Here is a 19,529-nt window from a genome sequence, read left to right as displayed (position 1 = left end):
TCCACGCCATGCGTGGATGCGGTTGCCGCTCAACCAACCTTGCGCAGGAACTCCTCGGCGTCCATCGGCCGTCCAAGGTGGTAACCCTGCAACTGGTCGCAGCCCAGCTCACTCAGGTAATCGCGCTGTGCCTGGGTCTCCACGCCCTCGGCGACCACCTGCAACTGCAGGGTGCGGCCCAGCGCGATGATCGAGGAGACGATGGCCGCATCCTCGTCATTGCGTTCAAGGTCATGCACGAACGCCCGGTCGATCTTCAGTTCGGTGGCGGGCATTCGCTTGAGGTACAGCAGGCTGGAATAGCCGGTGCCGAAGTCGTCGATGGCGATGTGCACGCCCATTGCGGTCAGATCGTTGAGGATCGCCAGGCTGGCCTCGACATCCTTCATTGCCGTGGTTTCGGTGATCTCCAGGATCAACCGTGACGGCTCGATGCGATGCCGTTCCAGTGCCGAACGCACGCTGTCCAGCAGGGCAGGCGAGGCGAACTGCAGCGGCGACAGGTTCACCGCCATCGTCCACTGGCCATGCCCGCCGTCATGCCAGGCCCGCAGCTGCGCGCAGGCCTGGTCCAGCACCCAATCGCCGATCGGCAGGATCAGGCCGCTGCGTTCGGCGATGGGAATGAACACGTCCGGTGCCAGCAGCCCCAGTTCCGGATGCTGCCAGCGCAGCAGCGCCTCGGCGCCGGTGGCGGGAGCATCGGCCGCCGGGAACTTCGGCTGGTAGTGCAGCAGCAGTTCGCTGCGCGCGATCGCCTTGCGCAGGTCCTGCAGCAGCCGCAGCTGGCGGTTGGCACTGAGCTGCATCGAAGGGATGAAGAAGGTATAGCCGTTCCGGCCGGTTTCCTTGGTGTGGTACATCGCCGCATCGGCGTGTGCCATCAACTCGCGTTCGTCGCTGGCATCGTCCGGATACAGGGCAATGCCCAGGCTGGCGGTGACCTGCAGTTCGGCAGCGTCCAGCACGAACGGTTCGCTGGCCGCAGCGATCACCCGCTCGGCGACCACCGCCGCGTCGTCAGGCGCATCGATGGCCAGCACGATCACGAACTCGTCGCCGCCGAGGCGGGCGAGGGTATCCTGCGGGCGCAGTTGCGCCCCGACGCGCTGGGCCACCGCCACCAGCAGGCGATCGCCCAGCTGGTGGCCATAGGCATCGTTGACGGCCTTGAAGCCGTCCAGGTCGCAGAACATCACCGCCACCGACTGCTGGCGGCGTTGCGCTTTCTCGATGGCCTGCTCGATGCGGTCCTGCAGCAGCATGCGGTTCGGCAGCTGGGTCAGCGGATCGTGCAGTGCCGCCTGGATCAGCTTGTCATTGGCGTGCGCCAGCGAGTCGGCCAGAAGACCAGTACGCACGCGCATCTGGCGGTCGAACAACGAGGCAACCAACGCGATGCCCAGCGTGGCCAGGGTGGTCACGATCACCAGCACGGCCAGCCAGCGGGGATCGATGCCGCCACTGCCGACGGCGCCGCAGACGCTGCCGGCCGGGAAGCGTGCGGCGGCCATGCCGGTGTAGTGCATGCCGACGATGGCCAGGCCCATCACCAGCGATGCCAGCATCCGCAGGCGCACGGTATTGCGTTGTTCGACGCGCAGCCGGAAGGCGATCCACAGCGCTGCACCGGCGGCACCGATGGCCACCGCGATCGAAGCGGCAAACCAGCCGGGGTGGTAATCGATGCCGGGCTGCATCCGCATCGCGGCCATGCCCAGGTAGTGCATGGCCGCGATCCCCAGGCCCATCAGCACCGCGCCGGCGGCCAGCCGCTGCAGCGGCAGGCTGGGCCGCGACACCAGCCACAGCGCATAGGCCGACGCGCCGATCGACACGGCCAGCGAGTACAGGGTGATCGCCAGGTCATAGCCGACTGGAATCGGCAGCTTGAAGGCCAGCATCGCGATGAAGTGCATCGACCAGATGCCCAGGCCCATCGCGGTGGCACCGCCAGCCAGCCACCAGCGCGCGACGCGGCCCTCGGCGGTAGCCAGGCGGCCGGCCATGTCCAGTGCGGTATACGATGCCAGCATTGCCACCAGCAGTGAGATGGCGACCAGGCTCTGACTGTAACTACCAGTCATGTTGAATCCAGAGGAGAAGGGAGGGGCGCCCGCAAGGCGCACGCCCGCCACCGCTATCGGCACCGGCGGGCGGGACTTGAGTGGTCGCAGCGCGTGCGACCCGGCTCGGCTATCCTGCCACGCTCGTTGCCCCTGCAGGAAATTCCCGATGGCCAAAGCCCGCACCGCGTATGTCTGCAATGAATGCGGCGCCGAATACAGCAAGTGGCAAGGCCAGTGCACCGAGTGCAACGCCTGGAACGCGCTGTCGGAAATCGTCCTTGAGAGCGCGATGGCGGCCAAGGCGCCTGCCTCGCGCCGTGCCGGCTGGGCGGGCAAGATCGACCCGCCGAAGATCACCGCACTGAAGGACGTGGCGCAGACCGAGCACAACCGGGTCAGCACCGGCATCGGTGAGTTCGACCGGGTGCTCGGTGGCGGCCTGGTCGAGGGCGCGGTGGTGCTGGTCGGTGGCGACCCGGGCATCGGCAAATCCACCCTGTTGCTGCAGGCGGTGGCGAAGATGGCCGCGGTGCTGCCGGTGCTCTATGTCACCGGTGAGGAATCCCTGGCCCAGGTCGCCGGCCGTGCGCACCGCCTGGAGCTGCCGCTGGAGGGCGTCAACGCGCTGGCCGAGACCGGTGTCGAATCCATCCTGCAGCACGCCACCAAGAGTGGTCCGCGGCTGATCGTGGCCGATTCGGTACAGACGTTGTGGACCGAGACGCTGACTGCCGCGCCCGGTTCGGTCAGCCAGGTCCGCGAGAGCGCTGCGCGGCTGGTACGTTTCGCCAAGGAAACCGGAACCGCGGTGTTCCTGGTCGGCCATGTGACCAAGGAAGGTGGCATCGCCGGCCCGCGCGTGCTGGAACACATGGTCGATGCCGTGCTGTATTTCGAAGGCGAGAGCGGCAGCCGCTTCCGCCTGCTGCGCGCCTTCAAGAACCGCTTTGGTGCGGTCAACGAACTGGGCGTGTTCGCGATGGGTGACAAGGGCCTGAAGGAAGTCTCCAATCCGTCGGCGATCTTCCTTTCCGGTGCCAGCACGCATCAGCCGGGCAGTTGCGTGATGGTCACCCGTGAGGGCACCCGGCCGCTGCTGGTGGAAGTGCAGGCGCTGGTCGACGCCTCGCCGCTGTCCAATCCGCGCCGCGTGGCAGTGGGCCTGGAACAGAACCGGCTGGCCATGCTGCTGGCGGTGCTGCATCGGCATGGCGGCGTGCTGGTCGGCGACCAGGACGTGTTCGTGAACGTCGTCGGTGGCATCCGCGTGCAGGAGACCGCCGCCGACCTGCCGGTGCTGCTGGCGGTACTCTCCTCGCTGCAGGACCGTCCGTTGGCCGAGAAGACCATCGCGTTCGGTGAAGTCGGCCTGTCCGGTGAGATCCGGCCGGTGCCCAATGGCGAGGACCGCCTGCGCGAGGCGGCAACCCACGGCTTCAAGCGCGCCATCGTGCCCAAGGCCAATGCACCCAAGGGCGGCTCGGTGAAGGGGATGGAAGTGATCGCGGTCGAACGCCTGTCCGAGGCCATCGACGCAGCGTGATGTGGCGGCGCTCGATGTAGCCCGGTGCCCCCGCCTGGCTGACCTACAATGACGTACTCACACACGGAAGACGGACGATGCGCAGCACAGGGAAGTGGATGATGTTGGGCGTGTTGCTGGCACCGACCGCGCACGCTGCACCGGCCTGCGCGGATGCCGCTGGTGTTGCGCGTGCCTTCTTCGAGGCAACCACCGGTGACGGCGATCTGCTCGAGCCGCCTGCTGCGTTGGTGAGTCCTGCCTTCGCGGCGGCGCTGCGCGGCGAGCGCGCCTGCCAGGTGCGCGAAGAGGGCATCTGCACGATCGATTCCGATCCGTGGCTGGACGCACAGGACGGGGACATCGACGGCGCCGTGCGCTACAGCTGGAAGCAGGCCTCAGCCACGGCGGGCCAGGTCGAGATGCACTATGCGGTCTGGAACAAGGCCTACGTGACCCGCCTGCCGATGGTGCGCAAAGGGCAGGGCTGCTGGCAGGTCGATGACATCCTCACCAACAGTGGCCGCTCGGTGCGCAGGATCCTGGCCCAGCCGGTGCCTTGAGCAGATGGGGCATCCACGCATGGCGTGGATCTACTGTGCTTCGATTGCCGACCGTTGGTCGGCACGCTGCTAGCGCGAATGTCCGAACACCAGTTCGATCACGAACTGGCTGCCGAAGAACGCCAGCAGCAGCAACAGCATCGCCGTCAGCGTCCAGTGCACCGCCTTGGTGCCGCGCCAGCCATAGCGGCGGCGGCCGATCAGCAGCACGCCGAACACGATCCACGACAGCACGCTCAGCACCGTCTTGTGCACCAGCTTCTGCGCCAACAGGTCGTCGAAGAACAGCACGCCGGTGACCAGGGTCAGTGTCAGCAGGGCGAAGCCGACGGTGATTACCCGGAACAGCAGCGACTCAAGGTCGGCCATCGGCGGCAGCGCACGCAGCCAAGGGCGGAATTCACGGCGGCGCAGCGCGCGTTCCTGCAGCCACAGCATGATCGCCAGCAGCGCGGCGATGCTCAACGTCGCGTAGGCCAGCAGCGCCAGCCAGGCGTGGCTGGCCAGACGCCAGCCCAGCAGCTTGCTCGGTTCGTGGCCGTAGCTGTGGTAGACCAGCAGCAGCAGCGCGGCCAGCGGGAACACCACCACGCCCAGGGTGGACATGCGCCCGCGCGCGCCCACCAGCGAGGTCAGCCAGGCCATGCCCAGGCCGACCAGCGACAGCGCGGCAAAGAAGTGCATGTCCGGTCCGCCGGTCGTGCGCATCGCCACCAGCACGTGGTAGCTGCCATGCAGCAGCATCGCCGGCAGCGCAGGCCACAGCCAGACGGGCGAGGTCACACCGTCGTCGCGACCAAGGGCGCGCACCAGCAGGGCGCTGGCGGCCAGGTAGAGCAGGACGGCGATGAGAACGATTGTCATCGTTGAAGTTTCGCATACCCCCGGGGTGCTGGCGACGGGCCTGGCGTCGCAGTCCGGGGAGCGCGGTGGACCCGTTATACTGTGGGCCTTATTGTCCCCCGCTTTCAGACAGGTTGCGCCGCATGTTCGAGTCCCTGACCCAGCGCCTTTCCGGCACCATCGAGCGCCTGCGCGGCCGTGGCCGCCTGACCGAAGAAAACATCCGCGAGGCGACCCGCGAGGTCCGCATCGCGCTGCTCGAAGCCGACGTCGCGCTGCCGGTGGTGCAGGCCCTGATCGAGCGCATCAAGGTGCGTGCGGTCGGCCAGGAAGTGCTGAAGTCGCTGACCCCGGGCCAGGCCCTGATCAAGGTCGTGCGCGACGAGCTGACCGCAGTGATGGGCGCCGAAGCCAGCGACCTGAACCTCAACGTTCCCGCGCCGGCCATCATCCTGATGGCGGGCCTGCAGGGCGCCGGCAAGACCACCACGGTCGGCAAGCTGGCCAAGCACCTGAAGGAAAAGCGCAAGAAGAAGGTGATGGTGGTCTCGGCCGACGTCTACCGTCCGGCGGCGATCGAGCAGCTGAAGACGCTGGCCGAGCAGGTGGGCGTGCTGTTCTTCCCGTCCAGCGCCGACCAGAAGCCGGAAGCCATCGTCCGCGCCGCCATCGATGACGCGCGCAAGTCGTTCGTCGACGTGCTGCTGGTCGATACCGCCGGCCGCCTGGCCATCGACGAAGCGATGATGGCCGAGATCAAGGCCCTGCACGCCGCGGTCAACCCGGCTGAAACCCTGTTCGTGGTCGACGCCATGACCGGCCAGGACGCGGCCAATACCGCCAAGGCCTTCGGCGATGCGTTGCCGCTGACCGGCGTGGTCCTGACCAAGACCGATGGTGACGCCCGTGGCGGCGCCGCGCTGAGCGTGCGCTACATCACCGGCAAGCCGATCAAGTTCGTCGGTGTCAGCGAAAAGCCGGAAGGCCTGGACGTGTTCCACCCGGACCGTATCGCCAGCCGCATCCTCGACATGGGCGACGTGCTGTCGCTGGTCGAGCAGGTGGAGCAGCAGGTCGACAAGGACAAGGCGCAGAAGCTGGCCGAGAAGGTCGCCAAGGGCAAGAAGTTCGATCTGAACGACATGCGCGACCAGCTTGAGCAGATGCAGAATATGGGCGGCATCGGCGGCCTGATGGACAAGCTGCCGGGCCTGGGCCAGATTCCCGAGCACCTCAAGCAGCAGGTCAGCCAGGGCAAGGAAGTGCCGCGCATGATCGCCATCATCGGCTCGATGACCAAGAAGGAACGACGCAACCCGAACCTGCTCAATGGCTCGCGTCGCGCACGCATCGCCAAGGGCTCGGGCGTGACCCCGGCCGACGTCAACAAGCTGATGAAGCAGTACATGCAGATGGAAAAGATGATGAGCAAGATGGCCGGCGGCGGCATGAAGGGCATGATGCGCAGCATGAAGGGCATGATGGGCGCCATGGGCGGCCGCGGCATGCCGTTCCGTTGAGTGCGCGCTGCATTGGACGCTTGAACAACCCGCGGAATCAATCAAAGGAATGTGCATGAACAAGTCGATCGTGGTGATGGCGCTGGCCCTGGGCCTGGTTGCCTGCAAGGACGACACCTCCGTGTCGCAGAAGGCCGGTAGCGCCATCAGCGGCACCGCCGCCGATTTCGTCGCCGGGCTGGGCGAGGGCGTGGACAAGAAGATGAACGTGACGCTGCAGGCCGATCCGGCTCTGGCCGCGCGCGGGCTTACCGTCACCCTGGGCAAGAGCCGTGGCATGGGCTCCAAGGACGCGGCGGTCTACGTGGTGGCCGACAAGGCCTTCAAGGGCAAGCTGGTGGCGCGTGCGCTGGATGCCGAGGGCACCGAGATCGGCCGCGCCAGCGCCGAGGAAGAGTTCGCCGCGGATGACGCACGCTATGTGACGTTCACGTTCAACGAAGAAATGGACAGCCAGCTGGTCCGCACCTACGCGGTGTCTGCACGCTGAGCCAGGCGGGAGCGGATCGCTCGACGCGACGCTCCCGTCCATAGTGTCTGGCGTATGCTGGCAGCGACTCCTCCCACAGGTGCGTCGCGTGAGCCTTTCGCCGATTCTCGAACGCGCCGACGATTTCTGTCGGCGTTTTTCATTGCAGCTGCCGATCCTGCTGGCACCGATGGCCGGCGCCTGCCCGGTTCCGCTTTCCGCCACGCTGGCCAACGCCGGCAGCATGGGCGCGATGGGGGCGGTGCTGTCGCCCGCGGCTGATATCGGCCGCTGGATGCAGGACTTCCGGGCCGCGTCCAGCGGTCCGGCGCAGGTAAACCTGTGGTTGCCCGATCCCGCGCCGGTGCGTGACGTAGCCGCCGAGGCCGCCACACGCACTTTTCTGGGCCAGTGGGGGCCGGAGGTTGCGGCCAGCGCAGCGGATGCCACGCCTGCCGATTTCGAGGAGCAGTTCAGTGCGCTGCTGGCGGCACGGCCGTCGGTGGCGTCGACCATCATGGGGGTGCTGTCGCCGCGTCATGTGCAGCAGTTGAAGGATGCCGGCATCGCCTGGATTGCCTGCGCCACGACGCTGGCCGAAGCGCGCGCCGCGCAGGACGCAGGTGCTGACGCGGTGGTCGCGCAGGGTGCCGAAGCCGGTGGCCATCGCGGCGCCTTCGATCCGATACGTGCCGAGCAGCAGCTGGTCGGCCTGTTCGCACTGCTGCCGCGGCTGGCGGACAACCTGAAGATTCCGGTGATCGCTGCGGGCGGAATCGGCGACGGTCGCGGCATTGCCGCTGCCCTGATGCTCGGGGCCAGCGCGGTGCAGATCGGCACGGCCTTCCTGCGCACACCCGAAGCGGCGTTGGCACCGGCATGGGCCGATGCATTGGCCCGCAGCGAACCCGAAGACACCTGGCCGACCCGTGCGTTCAGTGGGCGCCTGGGCCGTGGCCTGGCGACCGCCTACGTGCGCGCCGCTGCCGCCGAGGGCGCGCCCTCGCCGCGCCCGTATCCGGTGCAGCGTGGCCTGACCGCCGCCATGCGCAAGCAGGCCACGCAGGAAAACCGGCTTGCTGCGATGCAGGCCTGGGCCGGGCAGTCGGCGTGGATGGCACCGGCCGCGCCGGCCGCCGACGTGCTGCGTGATATGTGGCAACAGGCGCAGGCACTGCTGCGATGACGGTCACCTGCAACGGCGCCACGGCGCAGGCCGAAGACCTGCTGCCGGCGCTGACCAACTATGGCCACTTCACCTCGCTGCAGGTGCGCGGCTGCGCGGTGCAGGGTCTCGATCTGCATCTGCAGCGGCTGGCGCAGGCAACGCGCGAGTTGTTCGGCAGCGGGCTCGATATCGTGCAGGTGCGGGCATGGATGGCGCAGGCGCTGCAGCAGTCCGGTCAGATCGATGCATCGATGCGGGTCACCGTGTTCTCGCGCCGTTTCGACTTCCGCGATCCGCTGGCCAGCGTGCCAGTGGATGTACTGGTTGCCGTGTCCGCGCCGGTCGCGCTGACCGCGCCCAAGCGCGTACGCAGCGTGACCTGGCAGCGCGAGCTGCCGCAGATCAAGCACGTTGGTACGTTCGGCCTGTTCGCCCAGCGGCGCGCCGCGCTGGCAGCGGGTTTCGACGATGCGCTGTTGGTGACTGCTGATGGGCAGATCAGCGAGGGCACGACCTGGAACCTGGCCGTGCACGACGGCGAGCGCCTGGTCTGGCCGCAGGCGCCTGCGCTGCGGGGAACCGCGGAAGCGCTGCTGCAGGCGGGTTGGGATGGTCCGCAGGAGATCCGGCCGCTGCGGCTGGATGCGCTGGCCGGCATCCAGGCCGCCTTCGCCTGCAACGCCAGCGGGCTGTGGGCGCTGGACGCCATCGATGGTCAAGCGCTGCCGGGTTCGCAGGCCCTGGCCGAACAGGGCAGGGCGGTGCTGGCCCGGGTGCCCTGGCAGGCACTTTCCTGAACGGGAAGTCTTGAAAGCCGCCGGGCATGGCCCGGCGCTACCGGACAGGTCCGTTTTTCCACGGGGTTGGCTCGGCCGGACTCTGCCGCTATAATCGCCCGCTTACCGCGCCATCCTGGCGACTGGGCAATAGGAAAAAACCACCATGGTCAAGATTCGACTGACCCGCGGCGGCGCCAAGAAGCGTCCGTTCTACCACATCATCGTCACCGACGTCCGCAGCGCCCGCGACGGCCGCAACATCGAGCGCGTTGGCTTCTACAACCCGGTTGCACAGGGTGGCGAGAAGCGCATCGAGCTGGACCTGGCCCGCGTTGACCATTGGGTCAAGAACGGCGCCCAGCCGACCGAGAAAGTTCGCAACCTGATCAAGGAAGCGAGCAAGTCCCAGGCCGCTGCGGCCTGATCCTGACGGGCCGCGCCCTGGTGCGGCCCATCTGATTGAACGCAGATGAAAGATAACGAGCGCCGCATCCTGCTTGGCAGGATTGTCGGCGCTTTTGGTGTGCGCGGCGAAATAAAGCTCGAGTCCTGGACCGAGCCGCGTTCCGCTATTTTCCGTTACCAGCCGTGGATCCTGCGCAGCCCCAACGGGCAGGAATCGACGCTTGAAGGCGCCCGTGGCCGGGATACCGGCAAGCACCTCGTGGCCCGTTTCCCGGGGATCGAGGACCGCGACACGGTCGAGGCAATGCACGGCACCGAGGTCTTCGTGGCCCGCAGTGCGCTGCCGCCGCCGAATGCCGACGAGTATTACTGGGTCGATCTGGAAGGACTGGATGTGAAGACGGTCGAAGGCGTTGCCCTCGGCCAGGTCTCGCACCTGTTCAGTACCGGCGCCAACGATGTGGTGGTCGTACGCGGTGACCGCGAGCGGATGATTCCGTTCGTCGTGCCGGAGTTCGTCAAATCCGTCGACTTCGAGGCCAATCTGCTCGTGGTCGACTGGGACCCCGAGTTCTGAGTGTGAGCATGCGTTTCGACGTCATCACTCTGTTCCCCGATTTCCTCGCCCAGTCCGCTGGGCTGGGCGTGGTGGGTCGTGCGCAGGAAAAGGGGTTGTTCAGCCTGCATGGCTGGAATCCCCGTGACTACGCCGAGGGCAACTACCGCCGGGTGGACGACCGTCCGTTCGGCGGTGGCCCGGGCATGGTGATGCTGATCGAACCGCTGCAGGCCTGCCTGCAGGCGATCCGCGAGGCCGATCCGACGCCTGCGCGGGTGATCTATCTCAGCCCGCAGGGCGCGCCGCTGACCCAGGCCAAGGTGCGGGAACTGGCGGCATTGCCGCGCATGGTCCTGCTCTGCGGCCGCTATGAGGGCATCGACGAGCGTTTCCTGGCCGCCAATGTCGATGAGGAGATCTCCCTCGGCGACTATGTGCTGTCCGGCGGCGAGCTGGGGGCTGCGGTCATCATCGACGCGGTGGCCAGGTTGCAGGAGGGCGCCTTGAATGACGCCGAATCGGCCGCTCAGGACAGTTTCGAGGGCGACCTCGGCCTGCTCGACTGCCCACATTACAGCCAGCCGGCCCAGCATCCGCTGGGTGACGTGCCGGACGTGCTGCGCTCTGGCAACCATGCCGCCATCGCCGCCTGGCGCCGGCAGCAGTCGTTGATCCGTACCGCACAGCGGCGCCCGGACCTGCTCGATGAACAGGCGCTGGGCAAGGCCGACCGCACGCTGCTGGCCCAGGCCCGCCAGGTCACGGCAAAAAAGGGCAGGCCCTAGCGCCAGCCCCGCTTTATCGGCTATCATGGCCAATTACCGCCGGCCTCGGCCGGTGCGCAGTATCCAAAACAAACGTGCAGCACAGTCCGGTGACTGCATGAGCCCACGCTGTCGAATGACACGCCCACCCGAACAATGAATCGGTGTAACCCATGAGCAAGCTGAACAAGTCCATCGTCGCGGAATTCGAATCCGCCCAGATCACCCGTGAACTGCCGCAGTTCAGCCAGGGCGACACCGTTGTCGTCAACGTGAAGGTGAAGGAAGGTGCCCGCGAGCGCGTGCAGGCCTATGAAGGCGTTGTCATCGCGACCAAGAACGGCGGCCTGAACTCCTCGTTCACCGTGCGCAAGATCTCGCACGGCTACGGCGTCGAGCGCGTGTTCCAGACCCACAGCGCCATCATCGACTCGGTCGAAGTGAAGCGTCGTGGTAAGGTCCGCGCCGGCAAGCTGTACTACCTGCGTGGCCTGGAAGGCAAGGCTGCCCGCATCAAGGAAGATCTGGCTGCTGCTGCCGCCGCCAAGGCTGCCCGCCTGGCAACCAAGGGCTGATAAACAACTTCGGTTGTTGCCGCGACGGCCGCCTTCGGGCGGCCGTTTGCGTTTGTGGCGTCGCCTCGTTAGTTTCAATGGATGGATCAGACCGACCATCGATACCCGGCGGACATCCAGGTGGCATTGCGCTTCCTGGACGGTTCCGGGGTACCGCGGAGGGAAGCGGCGCCCTTGCTGCACCGCATGCTGTGGCGGCTGGGCATCGCGCTGCCGCCGCCGATACTGGCTGGTTTCCTGACCAATACGCTGCTGCAGGGCCTGCTGTTCGGCGTGTTCTGGACGGTGTTGATATGGCTGCTGCTGTGGCAGGGCAGGGCGCCGGCGCTGGAGTTGCTGCTGCTTGCAGGTGGGGCGGCCGGCGCGATGTTCGGCCTGGTGATGGCCACCCTGATGTGGTTCCTGCGCGGTGCCCGCAAACTACCCACCTGGCAGCAGTTCCGCCGCAGCCTCTGAGGCCATGGCGCAGTGCGCCGTGACCGCTGCCGGGAGCCAGCGTACGCTCGGGCTTTCGCCCCCCCATGACTCGTGCGATGCCCGCCAAGCGACCCGCCAACAGTGCCGCGCCGAAGCTGTTGTCCGGCGGTAATCCGCAGATCGCCAAGGGTGAGGGCGATGCGCCTGTGCAGGCCTATATCGCTGCCATGCCGGACTGGAAGCGGGCTGTCGGTGCGCGTCTGGACGCACTGATCGAACAGGCCGTGCCCGGCGTGCACAAGGCGGTGAAATGGAACTCGCCGATGTACGGCGTCGCCGCGGGTGAAGGCTGGTTTCTCAGCTTTCATTGCTTCGCCCGCTACATCAAGGTCGCATTCTTCCGCGGTGCGCTGTTGCAGCCGGTTCCACCCGAGCCGTCGAAGAGCGCCGACACACGCTACCTGCACATCCTGGAAGACGGAGCGCTGGACGAGGCGCGATTCCTTGACTGGGTGCGGCAGGCCAGCGAGCTGCCCGGCGAACGCATGTAATTCCCCAGGATCTTTCCCCGTACGAGACCACGTGATGGCCACGCAGAAGACCGAGCCCGCCGACATCGCACTCCCTGCCGCTGCTCTGATCGACGCCCGCATTGCCGAGCTGGGTGATTGGCGTGGCGAGATCCTCGCCCGCGTGCGCGCGCTGATCCACGAGGCGCTGCCGGACGTGGAGGAAACCTGGAAGTGGCGCGGCACACCGGTGTGGGAACACAACGGCATCGTGTGCACCGGCGAAACCTACAAGCAGGCGGTGAAACTCACCTTCGCCCATGGCGCCGCGTTGCCGGACCCGAAGCGCCTGTTCAATGCCAGCCTGGAAGGCGGCACGCGACGAGCGATCGACATACGCGAAGGTGAAATGCCCAATGCCGCTGCGCTGAAAGTGCTGCTGCGCGCCGCCGCCAAGCACAACGCGGAAAAGAAGAAACGGTAGTGCCGGCCGCTGGCCGGCAACTGCGCGATGTTTGCGACGTCCATGGAGTTGCCGGCCAGCGGCCGGCACTACCGGGTATGGTGCGGTTGCCGGCCAGCGGCCGGCACTACCGGCGCATGTTCAGTGCGGTCGGGTAGCTTCCAATGCCGCATCCGGATCGGCCACCGGCGAAGGCGGACAGGCCGGAATCTCCGATGGCGTGGCCAGTTCCTCCGCGTGCACCGGCTTGTTGATCATCCTTGCCTTGCGCCAGCCACCCCAGCGGTAATAGGCCAGCGACAGCAGCATCGACACCAGCGAGCCCGCCGGGAAGCTCCACCAGATCGCATCGGCGCCCCAGTACGGCTGCAGGAATTCGGCGAACGGCACACGCACACCCCACAGCGACGCCGCCAGGATCAGCAGCGGTGGCAGCACCGCGCCGGTGGAGCGCACCACGCCGGAGATCACGAAGCTGACGCCGAAGAACAGGAACGAACCGATCACGATGTGGTTCAGGTGCCGCGCGATCTGCAGCGACTCGCTGCCCTGCGGCAGGAACAAGGCCAGCGAATACTGGTCCAGCAGCACCAGCGGCAGGATCAACGCGCCGGTCAGCAGGAAGTTGAACAGGATGCCTTGGCGTGCGGTACCGCGCACGCGGTCCCAGCGCTGCGCACCGACATTCTGCGCGGCCATCGACGAACACGCCGCGCCGATCGCCATCGCCGGCATCTGCACGTAGTTCCACAGCTGCAGCGACGCACCGTAGGCCGCGCCGGTGTCGGTGCCGTACTGGTTGACCATCGTCATCAGCATGATCACCGACAGCGAGATCAGCACCATCTGCAGGCCCATCGGCACCCCCTTTACCACCAGCGCACGCAGGATGGTCATGTCCAGCTTGAACAGGTGCATGTCGGCGCGGCCCAGCCACAGCGTGTGCCGCTTGTGCCGCATGTACAGCAGCAGGCCGGCCAGCGACAGCGTCTGCGACACCAGCGTGGCCCAGGCCGAGCCGGCGATGCCCAGTTCCGGGAACAGCCCCATGCCGAAGATCAGCACCGGGTTCAGGGCGATGTCCAACACCACCGAGACCAGCAGGAAGCGGAACGGCGTGCGCGAGTCGCCAGCACCACGCAGCGCTGCACTGAGAAAGGCGAAGGCGTACAGCGTCGGCATCGCCAGGAAGATGATGCGCAGGTAGGCCTCGGCCAGGGGCAGCGAGGCGGCTGGCGTCCCCATCGCCGCCAGCAGCGAGTGGGCCAGGAACCAGCCGGCGATGGCGATGATCACCGACAGGCCGATGAAGAACGTGGCGCTGGTGCCCACCACGCGCCGTGCCTGGGCGATGTCGCGTGCGCCGATGGCCTGGCCGATCAGGATGGTCGAGGCCATGCCGAAGCCGAACACCGAACCGATCAGGAAGAACATGATGTTGTTGGCGTTCGCGGTTGCGGTCAGCGCCGCTTCGCCGAGGAAGCGCCCCACCCATACCGCATTCACCGAGCCGTTCAGCGACTGCGCGATGTTGCCTGCCAGGATCGGCAGCGCGAACAGCAGCAGGTTGCGGCCGATCGGGCCGGAGGTCAGGTCAAGCGGCGCTTTGGCCATGGAGTGGTGATCGATTCCCGGGAGGCGCACACTAGCATCAAGCCGGTTTGCAGGATGTGGCAATGCATCAACGACAGCAGATGACGCGGATCATCGTGGTGGCCTTGATCGCTGCGGCACTGGCCGCATGTTCGTCAGGTGACCGGCTGGGCGATACCCAGGTGCGGCCGACCGACCGCCCCGAGTGCCTGGTCGGCAGCCAGCGCCAGGATCTGCGGCCGGAACGCCGGCATTGATCGGGGGCAGCGGATGCCGCACCGACCCCGACAATCCGCGCCCCCTGAACAAGCGAACGGAGTAGTCCCCACCGATGTCCGAGCTTTCCCCGTTGGCGCCCAGCGTCCGTCTGGACATCTGGCTGTGGGCGGCCCGCTTCTTCAAGACCCGCAGCCTGGCCAAACAGGCGATCGAGACCGGCAAGGTATCCGTGGCCGGGCAGCGACCGAAATCCTCGCGCGCGGTGCGCGTGGGAGAGCAGCTGCTGGTTGATCGTGGTGAAGAGCATTTCGAGATCCGGGTGCTGGGCCTGAGCGACCAGCGTGGTCCGGCGCCGGTGGCGCATCAGTTGTATGCCGAGAGCGAGGCCTCCAAAGCGCGCCGTGCGGAACAGCGCGCGCTGCGCATTGCCGCGCGTGATGGCTACCAGGCGCCCGAGCACAAGCCGGACAAGCGCGCGCGACGGTTGATCCGCGCACTGGGTGATCTGGACGCGCTCTGACCCGATCTGCGAATGCCAAGCAAGGTTGGCAGCTACCGGGTCATGCGCCGCTCTGGTAGCCGCCCACCTTGGTGGGCGTCGTACCGCCTGCGCTCAGCCACCGTTCGGTTTGCACCCCGCACGGTGGATCGTCCTCCTCATGGAAGCCCCCATGTTCCTGCGCCGCAGCCTGTTGTGCCTGGCCTTGTCCGCCGCCGCCCCGGTGTTCGCCGCCGACATCACCTTCTGGGATACGCCGCAGCGCGGTGGCAACAGTTTCAACGAAGCGCCGCCCGATCGCGCCTATTTCCAGGCCCTGCGTGACACCGGCGCGACCTGGGTACGGCTGAGCCCGGACAAGTGGAAAAGCGCCGGCGGGCGCGACTTTCTGATGGGCAATGCCGACCACTATCAAGGACTGGTCGAGGCCGACGTGGCCACGCTGCGTCGCGCGCTGGATGACGCCAATGCCGCAGGCCTGAAGGTGGTGCTGGTACCGCTGTCGCTGCCCTTGCTGCGCTGGAAGCAGAAGAACGGCGACGTGGTCGACCAGCGCCTGTGGCGGTCTTTCGACAACCACGCACCTGCGCAGCGCTTCTGGCGTGACCTGGCCGCCGCGCTGAAGGGGCATCCGGCACTGGCCGGCTACAACCTGATCAATGAGCCGGCGCCGGAATACGGCACCGCGCTGGCCGAACATGCCTCCCGCGAGGACATGCTGAAGTGGTATGCGGGCGTGCAGAGTGGGCCGCGCGACCTGCGCCAGCTCTACACGGAACTGGTGGCAAGCGTGCGTGCGGTCGATGCAGACATGCCGCTGATGCTCGACGCTGGCTGGTACGCGGCGGCCGATGCCTTCGACTACTGGCCTGCGCCGCTGGACGACGCGAAGCTGCTGTACAGCGTGCATATGTACGAGCCGTACGCGGCTACCAGTGCGCCGAACCAGAAGCGCAGCACACCGTACCGCTATCCCGCCGATGTACCGTTCGGCGACCGCAGCGAGCGCTGGGATGCCGCGCGCGTGCGCAGCTACCTGCAGCAGCCGATGGACTGGGCGAAGACACATGGCATCGGCGCCAACCGCATGGTGATCGGTGAGTTCGGCTGCATGCGTCGTTGGCCGGACTGCGGTGCCTACCTGCGTGATGTGCTGGCCGTGGCCGAGCAGCAGAAGGTGCACTGGGCGTTCTACGCGTTCCGCGAAGATGGCTGGGACGGCATGGACTATGAGCTGGGCGACAAGGCGCTGCCGTGGTCGTACTGGCAGGCTGTCGAGAAGGGCGAAGCCGTGCAGCCGCCGCGTTCGATGCAGGCGCCGCTGTTCGCGCCGATCCTGCAGCGATTGAAGGACGGTGCGCATTGAAGCCGCCGCGGCTGCGCTGCATGCCAATCAAGGTTGGCATCTACCGGGTCATGGCCGCTGTGGGATCGCTCTGGTAGTCGCCCACCTTGGTGGGCGTTGTTCCGGGTGCCGACCAAGGTCGGCACCTACCTGGGCGCGTCAGCCGTGCAGGTCGTAGCGGTCCAGTTCCATCACCCGTGTCCAGGCGGCGATGAAGTCCTGCACGAACTTCTTCTCGCCATCGGCACTGGCATACACCTCAGCCAAGGCGCGCAGCACGGCGTTCGAGCCGAACACCAGATCCGCACGGGTGCCGGTCCAGCGTGCAGCGCCATCGTTGCGGCCCCGGCCTTCATAGCTTTCGCGGCCGGTCGCCTTCCAGGTCGTGCCCATGTCCAGCAGATTGACGAAGAAGTCGTTGCTCAACGTGCCGGGTCGGTTGGTGAACACGCCGTGCTTGCCGCCATCGACGTTGGCACCGAGCACGCGCAGGCCGCCGACCAGCGCGGTCATTTCCGGTGCGGTAAGGGTGAGCAGCTGCGCCTTGTCGATCAGCAGCGCCTCGCCCGGCACGCTGTAAGCGCCCTTGAGGTAGTTGCGGAAACCATCGGCCGCCGGCTCCAGCACCGCGAACGATTCGACGTCGGTCTGTTCCTGGCTGGCATCGGTGCGGCCCGGGGTGAACGGCACGCTCAGATCGTGGCCGCCGGCCTTTGCCGCCTGCTCGATGCCGACGCCACCGGCCAGCACGATCAGGTCGGCCAGCGACACCTGCTTGCCGCCTGCGCCGTTGAACTCGGCCTGGACCTTTTCCAGCGCGGCCAACACCTTGGCCAACTGCTGCGGCTGGTTCACCGCCCAATCCTTCTGCGGTGCCAGGCGCACGCGCGCACCGTTGGCACCACCGCGCTTGTCCGAGCCGCGGAAGGTCGAGGCCGAGGCCCACGCCGTCGACACCAGCTCCGCCACGCTCAGCCCTGTCGCCGCGATCTTCTGCTTCAGCGCAGCAATGTCCTTGGCGTCGATCAGCGGGTGCTTCGCTTCCGGCACCGGGTCCTGCCAGATGAATTCCTCGGCCGGGATCTCCGGGCCCAGGTAGCGCGCACGCGGACCCATGTCGCGATGGGTCAGCTTGAACCAGGCGCGGGCGAATGCATCGGCGAAAGCCTGCGGATCCGCAAGGAACTTCCGCGAGACCTTTTCGTAGGCCGGATCCATGCGCAGCGACAGGTCGGTGGTGAGCATGGTCGGGCGATGCTTCTTCGACGGATCGTGTGCGTCGGGAATGACCGCGTCGGCATTCTTGGCCACCCACTGGTGGGCACCGGCCGGGCTCTTGGTCAGTTCCCATTCGTGGCCGAACAGAATTTCAAAGAAGTCGTGGCTCCACTGCGCCGGGGTGCGGGTCCAGGTCACTTCCAGGCCGCTGGTGATGGTGTCGCCGCCCTTGCCGCTGCCGAAGCTGTTGGCCCAGCCCAGGCCCTGGCTTTCCAGGCCCGTAGCTTCCGGTTCCTTGCCGACGTTGTCGGCGGGGCCGGCACCATGGGTCTTGCCGAAGCTGTGGCCGCCGGCAATCAGGGCGACGGTTTCTTCGTCGTCCATCGCCATGCGGCCGAAGGTGTCGCGGATGTCATGCGCGGCCAGCACCGGATCGGGATTGCCATCCGGGCCTTCCGGGTTCACGTAGATCAGGCCCATCTGCACCGCAGCCAGCGGGTTTTCCAGTTTGCGCGAATGCACGTCGCCATCTGCATCGTCATCGGACACCAGCACGCCGTGGTTTTCTTCCACGCCCTCCGAGCCGTGCTTGTAACGCACGTCGCCGCCGAGCCAGGTGGTCTCGCGGCCCCAGTACACATCCTGGTCCGGCTCCCACGTATCGGGGCGGCCGCCGGCAAAGCCGAGCGTCTTGAAGCCCATCGATTCCAACGCGACGTTGCCGGTGAGGATCAGCAGGTCGGCCCAGGAAATGGCCTGGCCATACTTCTGCTTGATCGGCCACAGCAGACGTCGCGCCTTGTCCAGGCTGACGTTGTCCGGCCAGCTGTTGAGCGGCGCGAAGCGCTGCTGGCCGCGACCGCCACCACCACGGCCATCACCGATGCGGTAGGTACCGGCGCTGTGCCAGGCCATGCGGATGAACAGGCCGCCGTAGTGGCCGAAGTCGGCCGGCCACCAGTCCTGCGAGTCGGTCATCAACGCCTTCAGGTCAGCCTTCAGGGCGCTGTAGTCCAGCCCGTTGAAGGCCTTGGCGTAGTCGAAGCCGGCATCAAGAGGGTTGGAGCGCGTGGAGTGCTGGTTGAGCAGGTCCACGCGCAGCTGGTTCGGCCACCAGTCGCGGTTGGTCGTCGCATCACCGACGACGGCATGGTTGAACGGGCACTTCGCTTCGCTTTTCATGGGTCTCTACCTGTGGACTGGCGAATGAGGGAATCAGATCGCTTACCCACCATAGGCATCGCCTAACAATGGGTAAATTCGATTGATTCAACCGATGCGATAGTGACTGCCTATGGTCGGCAGTACTTGGATCGTTGTGCGCGATCAGCGCTTGAGCAGGCCCGCGCCGAGCTTGAGCAGATCGCTGGCGCCGAACTGGCCATCACCGTCCTGGTCGAGCGCACCACCGAGCAGGCTGCCGATGCCGCCGCCGGATTGCTGTGCTTCCTGGCCCAAGGCCTGGCTGAGCTGGCCGGCGTTGCCGCTCTGGGCAAACCGCTGGGCCAGGAACGACATGACGATGGGGGCGAGGATCGCCAGCAGCTGACTGGACTTGCCGCTGTCCAGGCCGGTCTTCTGGCCCAGCGCTTCGGCCGCCTGCGAGGTCTGCCCGCCGAACACATGACCGAGGATGCCGGCACCATTGGTGGCGTTGCCGCCGCCACCGCCCATCACCGCGCCGAGGATGCTGCCGAGGTCGAAACCGCCGCCGCCGCCGGCCGAGCCGAGGTGGTCGCGCTGCAGGGCATTGAGCAGGGACTGTGCACCCTGCGGCTCACTGGCGTTCTGGCCCATCGCGCCAAGCAGCAGGGGCAGGGCGCTGCCGACGGCCTGGGTGGCCTGGCTGCTGTCCAGGCCGAGCTGCTGCGACACCTGCTGCAGGCCCTGGCCCTGCTGCAGCTGCTGGAAGAGGGATGCAGCGAGGGATTCGGTGTTCATGGCGGTCTCCGGTCTGTGAAGGACGAACCGCCCGAGCATAACGCCGTGTACACGACAGCAATGCGAAGACAGCCGAGCGTGGGCTCGGC

Annotated in this window: 20 protein-coding genes and 1 pseudogene; 16 read left to right on the top strand and 5 right to left on the bottom strand. The window is 66.8% G+C overall.

What is annotated here, in order from left to right:
• Positions 1-29: 29 nt before the first annotated feature.
• Positions 30-2,087, bottom strand: coding sequence for a bifunctional diguanylate cyclase/phosphodiesterase (locus tag HUT07_RS13495; RefSeq protein WP_176021358.1), 2,058 nt, complete (start codon positions 2,085-2,087; stop codon positions 30-32).
• Positions 2,088-2,235: 148 nt separating this feature from the next.
• Between HUT07_RS13495 and radA the strand changes: the two genes are divergently transcribed.
• Both radA and HUT07_RS13485 read left to right on the top strand, forming a co-directional pair.
• Complete coding sequence (gene radA, locus HUT07_RS13490; RefSeq protein ID WP_176021357.1) at positions 2,236-3,612, top strand: DNA repair protein RadA; 1,377 nt, start codon at positions 2,236-2,238, stop codon at positions 3,610-3,612.
• A gap of 77 nt (positions 3,613-3,689) precedes the next feature.
• A complete protein-coding gene (locus tag HUT07_RS13485; protein ID WP_176021356.1) occupies positions 3,690-4,154 on the top strand; it encodes a hypothetical protein in 465 nt (154 codons plus the stop codon).
• A 69-nt stretch (positions 4,155-4,223) separates the two neighbouring features.
• Here the strand turns inward: HUT07_RS13485 and ccsA are convergent, their stop codons facing one another.
• Positions 4,224-5,018: a cytochrome c biogenesis protein CcsA gene (ccsA, locus tag HUT07_RS13480; protein WP_176021355.1), complete on the bottom strand. Its 795-nt coding sequence runs from the start codon at positions 5,016-5,018 to the stop codon at positions 4,224-4,226.
• A gap of 122 nt (positions 5,019-5,140) precedes the next feature.
• Between ccsA and ffh the strand changes: the two genes are divergently transcribed.
• The 11 genes from ffh (at position 5,141) to HUT07_RS13425 (ending at position 12,646) form a co-directional block, all read left to right on the top strand.
• Positions 5,141-6,517 (top strand): signal recognition particle protein, encoded by a 1,377-nt coding sequence (gene ffh, locus HUT07_RS13475; RefSeq protein WP_100551878.1) that lies wholly within the window; start codon positions 5,141-5,143, stop codon positions 6,515-6,517.
• A gap of 55 nt (positions 6,518-6,572) precedes the next feature.
• The gene (locus HUT07_RS13470; RefSeq protein ID WP_176021354.1) at positions 6,573-7,007 is read left to right on the top strand and encodes a hypothetical protein; all 435 of its coding nucleotides are present in this window, start codon (positions 6,573-6,575) and stop codon (positions 7,005-7,007) included.
• An 88-nt stretch (positions 7,008-7,095) separates the two neighbouring features.
• On the top strand, positions 7,096-8,172 hold the full coding sequence (locus tag HUT07_RS13465; protein ID WP_176021353.1) for a nitronate monooxygenase: 1,077 nt from the start codon (positions 7,096-7,098) through the stop codon (positions 8,170-8,172).
• Positions 8,169-8,951, top strand: coding sequence for an aminotransferase class IV family protein (locus tag HUT07_RS13460; protein ID WP_176021352.1), 783 nt, complete (start codon positions 8,169-8,171; stop codon positions 8,949-8,951). The genes HUT07_RS13465 and HUT07_RS13460 overlap by 4 nt, the downstream gene beginning before the upstream one ends.
• 145 nt (positions 8,952-9,096) lie before the next feature.
• A complete protein-coding gene (gene rpsP / locus HUT07_RS13455) occupies positions 9,097-9,357 on the top strand; it encodes a 30S ribosomal protein S16 (protein ID WP_025873821.1) in 261 nt (86 codons plus the stop codon).
• Positions 9,358-9,402: 45 nt separating this feature from the next.
• Complete coding sequence (gene rimM, locus HUT07_RS13450; RefSeq protein ID WP_176021351.1) at positions 9,403-9,915, top strand: ribosome maturation factor RimM; 513 nt, start codon at positions 9,403-9,405, stop codon at positions 9,913-9,915.
• A gap of 8 nt (positions 9,916-9,923) precedes the next feature.
• On the top strand, positions 9,924-10,682 hold the full coding sequence (gene trmD / locus HUT07_RS13445) for a tRNA (guanosine(37)-N1)-methyltransferase TrmD (protein ID WP_176021350.1): 759 nt from the start codon (positions 9,924-9,926) through the stop codon (positions 10,680-10,682).
• A gap of 152 nt (positions 10,683-10,834) precedes the next feature.
• The gene (gene rplS / locus HUT07_RS13440; protein ID WP_089239648.1) at positions 10,835-11,236 is read left to right on the top strand and encodes a 50S ribosomal protein L19; all 402 of its coding nucleotides are present in this window, start codon (positions 10,835-10,837) and stop codon (positions 11,234-11,236) included.
• Between the two features lie 81 nt (positions 11,237-11,317).
• Complete coding sequence (locus HUT07_RS13435) at positions 11,318-11,692, top strand: DUF6404 family protein (RefSeq protein ID WP_176021349.1); 375 nt, start codon at positions 11,318-11,320, stop codon at positions 11,690-11,692.
• Positions 11,693-11,769: 77 nt separating this feature from the next.
• Positions 11,770-12,204 carry a DUF1801 domain-containing protein gene (locus tag HUT07_RS13430; protein ID WP_176021348.1) on the top strand — a complete coding sequence of 145 codons (435 nt, stop codon included), beginning with the start codon at positions 11,770-11,772 and terminating at the stop codon, positions 12,202-12,204.
• Between the two features lie 34 nt (positions 12,205-12,238).
• A complete protein-coding gene (locus tag HUT07_RS13425) occupies positions 12,239-12,646 on the top strand; it encodes a DUF1801 domain-containing protein (protein WP_176021347.1) in 408 nt (135 codons plus the stop codon).
• A 120-nt stretch (positions 12,647-12,766) separates the two neighbouring features.
• Here the strand turns inward: HUT07_RS13425 and HUT07_RS13420 are convergent, their stop codons facing one another.
• Positions 12,767-14,239, bottom strand: coding sequence for an MATE family efflux transporter (locus tag HUT07_RS13420; protein WP_176021346.1), 1,473 nt, complete (start codon positions 14,237-14,239; stop codon positions 12,767-12,769).
• Between the two features lie 62 nt (positions 14,240-14,301).
• On the opposite strand from HUT07_RS13420, the pseudogene HUT07_RS13415 reads away from it, so the two are divergent.
• From HUT07_RS13415 to HUT07_RS13405, 3 genes and pseudogenes are all read left to right on the top strand, one after another.
• A pseudogene (locus HUT07_RS13415) lies at positions 14,302-14,540 on the top strand (hypothetical protein).
• Between the two features lie 9 nt (positions 14,541-14,549).
• Positions 14,550-14,957: an RNA-binding S4 domain-containing protein gene (locus tag HUT07_RS13410; RefSeq protein ID WP_176021345.1), complete on the top strand. Its 408-nt coding sequence runs from the start codon at positions 14,550-14,552 to the stop codon at positions 14,955-14,957.
• 151 nt (positions 14,958-15,108) lie between these two features.
• Positions 15,109-16,302, top strand: coding sequence for a cellulase family glycosylhydrolase (locus tag HUT07_RS13405; RefSeq protein WP_176021344.1), 1,194 nt, complete (start codon positions 15,109-15,111; stop codon positions 16,300-16,302).
• A gap of 138 nt (positions 16,303-16,440) precedes the next feature.
• On the opposite strand, the gene katG is transcribed toward HUT07_RS13405, so the two are convergent.
• Both katG and HUT07_RS13395 read right to left on the bottom strand, forming a co-directional pair.
• Positions 16,441-18,681 (bottom strand): catalase/peroxidase HPI, encoded by a 2,241-nt coding sequence (gene katG / locus HUT07_RS13400; protein WP_176021343.1) that lies wholly within the window; start codon positions 18,679-18,681, stop codon positions 16,441-16,443.
• Between the two features lie 144 nt (positions 18,682-18,825).
• Positions 18,826-19,440, bottom strand: a complete 615-nt coding sequence (locus tag HUT07_RS13395; RefSeq protein ID WP_176021342.1) for a DUF937 domain-containing protein — start codon at positions 19,438-19,440, stop codon at positions 18,826-18,828.
• Positions 19,441-19,529 lie beyond the last annotated feature (89 nt).

Origin of the sequence: Stenotrophomonas sp. NA06056 (assembly GCF_013364355.1) — a bacterium.
Lineage (GTDB): Bacteria > Pseudomonadota > Gammaproteobacteria > Xanthomonadales > Xanthomonadaceae > Stenotrophomonas.
Note: the sequence above shows the minus strand (reverse complement) of the source record. Positions and strands in the feature narration are given on the sequence as shown.

Coding starts and splice junctions, on each gene's coding strand:
- rimM (WP_176021351.1), top strand. CDS start 9,403: ATGAAAGATAACGAGCGCCGCATCCTGCTTGGCAGGATTGTCGGCGCT.
- HUT07_RS13410 (WP_176021345.1), top strand. CDS start 14,550: ATGTCCGAGCTTTCCCCGTTGGCGCCCAGCGTCCGTCTGGACATCTGG.
- HUT07_RS13430 (WP_176021348.1), top strand. CDS start 11,770: ATGCCCGCCAAGCGACCCGCCAACAGTGCCGCGCCGAAGCTGTTGTCC.
- trmD (WP_176021350.1), top strand. CDS start 9,924: ATGCGTTTCGACGTCATCACTCTGTTCCCCGATTTCCTCGCCCAGTCC.
- HUT07_RS13485 (WP_176021356.1), top strand. CDS start 3,690: ATGCGCAGCACAGGGAAGTGGATGATGTTGGGCGTGTTGCTGGCACCG.
- HUT07_RS13470 (WP_176021354.1), top strand. CDS start 6,573: ATGAACAAGTCGATCGTGGTGATGGCGCTGGCCCTGGGCCTGGTTGCC.
- katG (WP_176021343.1), bottom strand. CDS start 18,681: ATGAAAAGCGAAGCGAAGTGCCCGTTCAACCATGCCGTCGTCGGTGAT.
- radA (WP_176021357.1), top strand. CDS start 2,236: ATGGCCAAAGCCCGCACCGCGTATGTCTGCAATGAATGCGGCGCCGAA.
- HUT07_RS13495 (WP_176021358.1), bottom strand. CDS start 2,087: ATGACTGGTAGTTACAGTCAGAGCCTGGTCGCCATCTCACTGCTGGTG.
- ffh (WP_100551878.1), top strand. CDS start 5,141: ATGTTCGAGTCCCTGACCCAGCGCCTTTCCGGCACCATCGAGCGCCTG.
- ccsA (WP_176021355.1), bottom strand. CDS start 5,018: ATGACAATCGTTCTCATCGCCGTCCTGCTCTACCTGGCCGCCAGCGCC.
- HUT07_RS13460 (WP_176021352.1), top strand. CDS start 8,169: ATGACGGTCACCTGCAACGGCGCCACGGCGCAGGCCGAAGACCTGCTG.
- HUT07_RS13435 (WP_176021349.1), top strand. CDS start 11,318: ATGGATCAGACCGACCATCGATACCCGGCGGACATCCAGGTGGCATTG.
- HUT07_RS13405 (WP_176021344.1), top strand. CDS start 15,109: ATGTTCCTGCGCCGCAGCCTGTTGTGCCTGGCCTTGTCCGCCGCCGCC.
- HUT07_RS13420 (WP_176021346.1), bottom strand. CDS start 14,239: ATGGCCAAAGCGCCGCTTGACCTGACCTCCGGCCCGATCGGCCGCAAC.
- HUT07_RS13425 (WP_176021347.1), top strand. CDS start 12,239: ATGGCCACGCAGAAGACCGAGCCCGCCGACATCGCACTCCCTGCCGCT.
- rplS (WP_089239648.1), top strand. CDS start 10,835: ATGAGCAAGCTGAACAAGTCCATCGTCGCGGAATTCGAATCCGCCCAG.
- HUT07_RS13395 (WP_176021342.1), bottom strand. CDS start 19,440: ATGAACACCGAATCCCTCGCTGCATCCCTCTTCCAGCAGCTGCAGCAG.
- rpsP (WP_025873821.1), top strand. CDS start 9,097: ATGGTCAAGATTCGACTGACCCGCGGCGGCGCCAAGAAGCGTCCGTTC.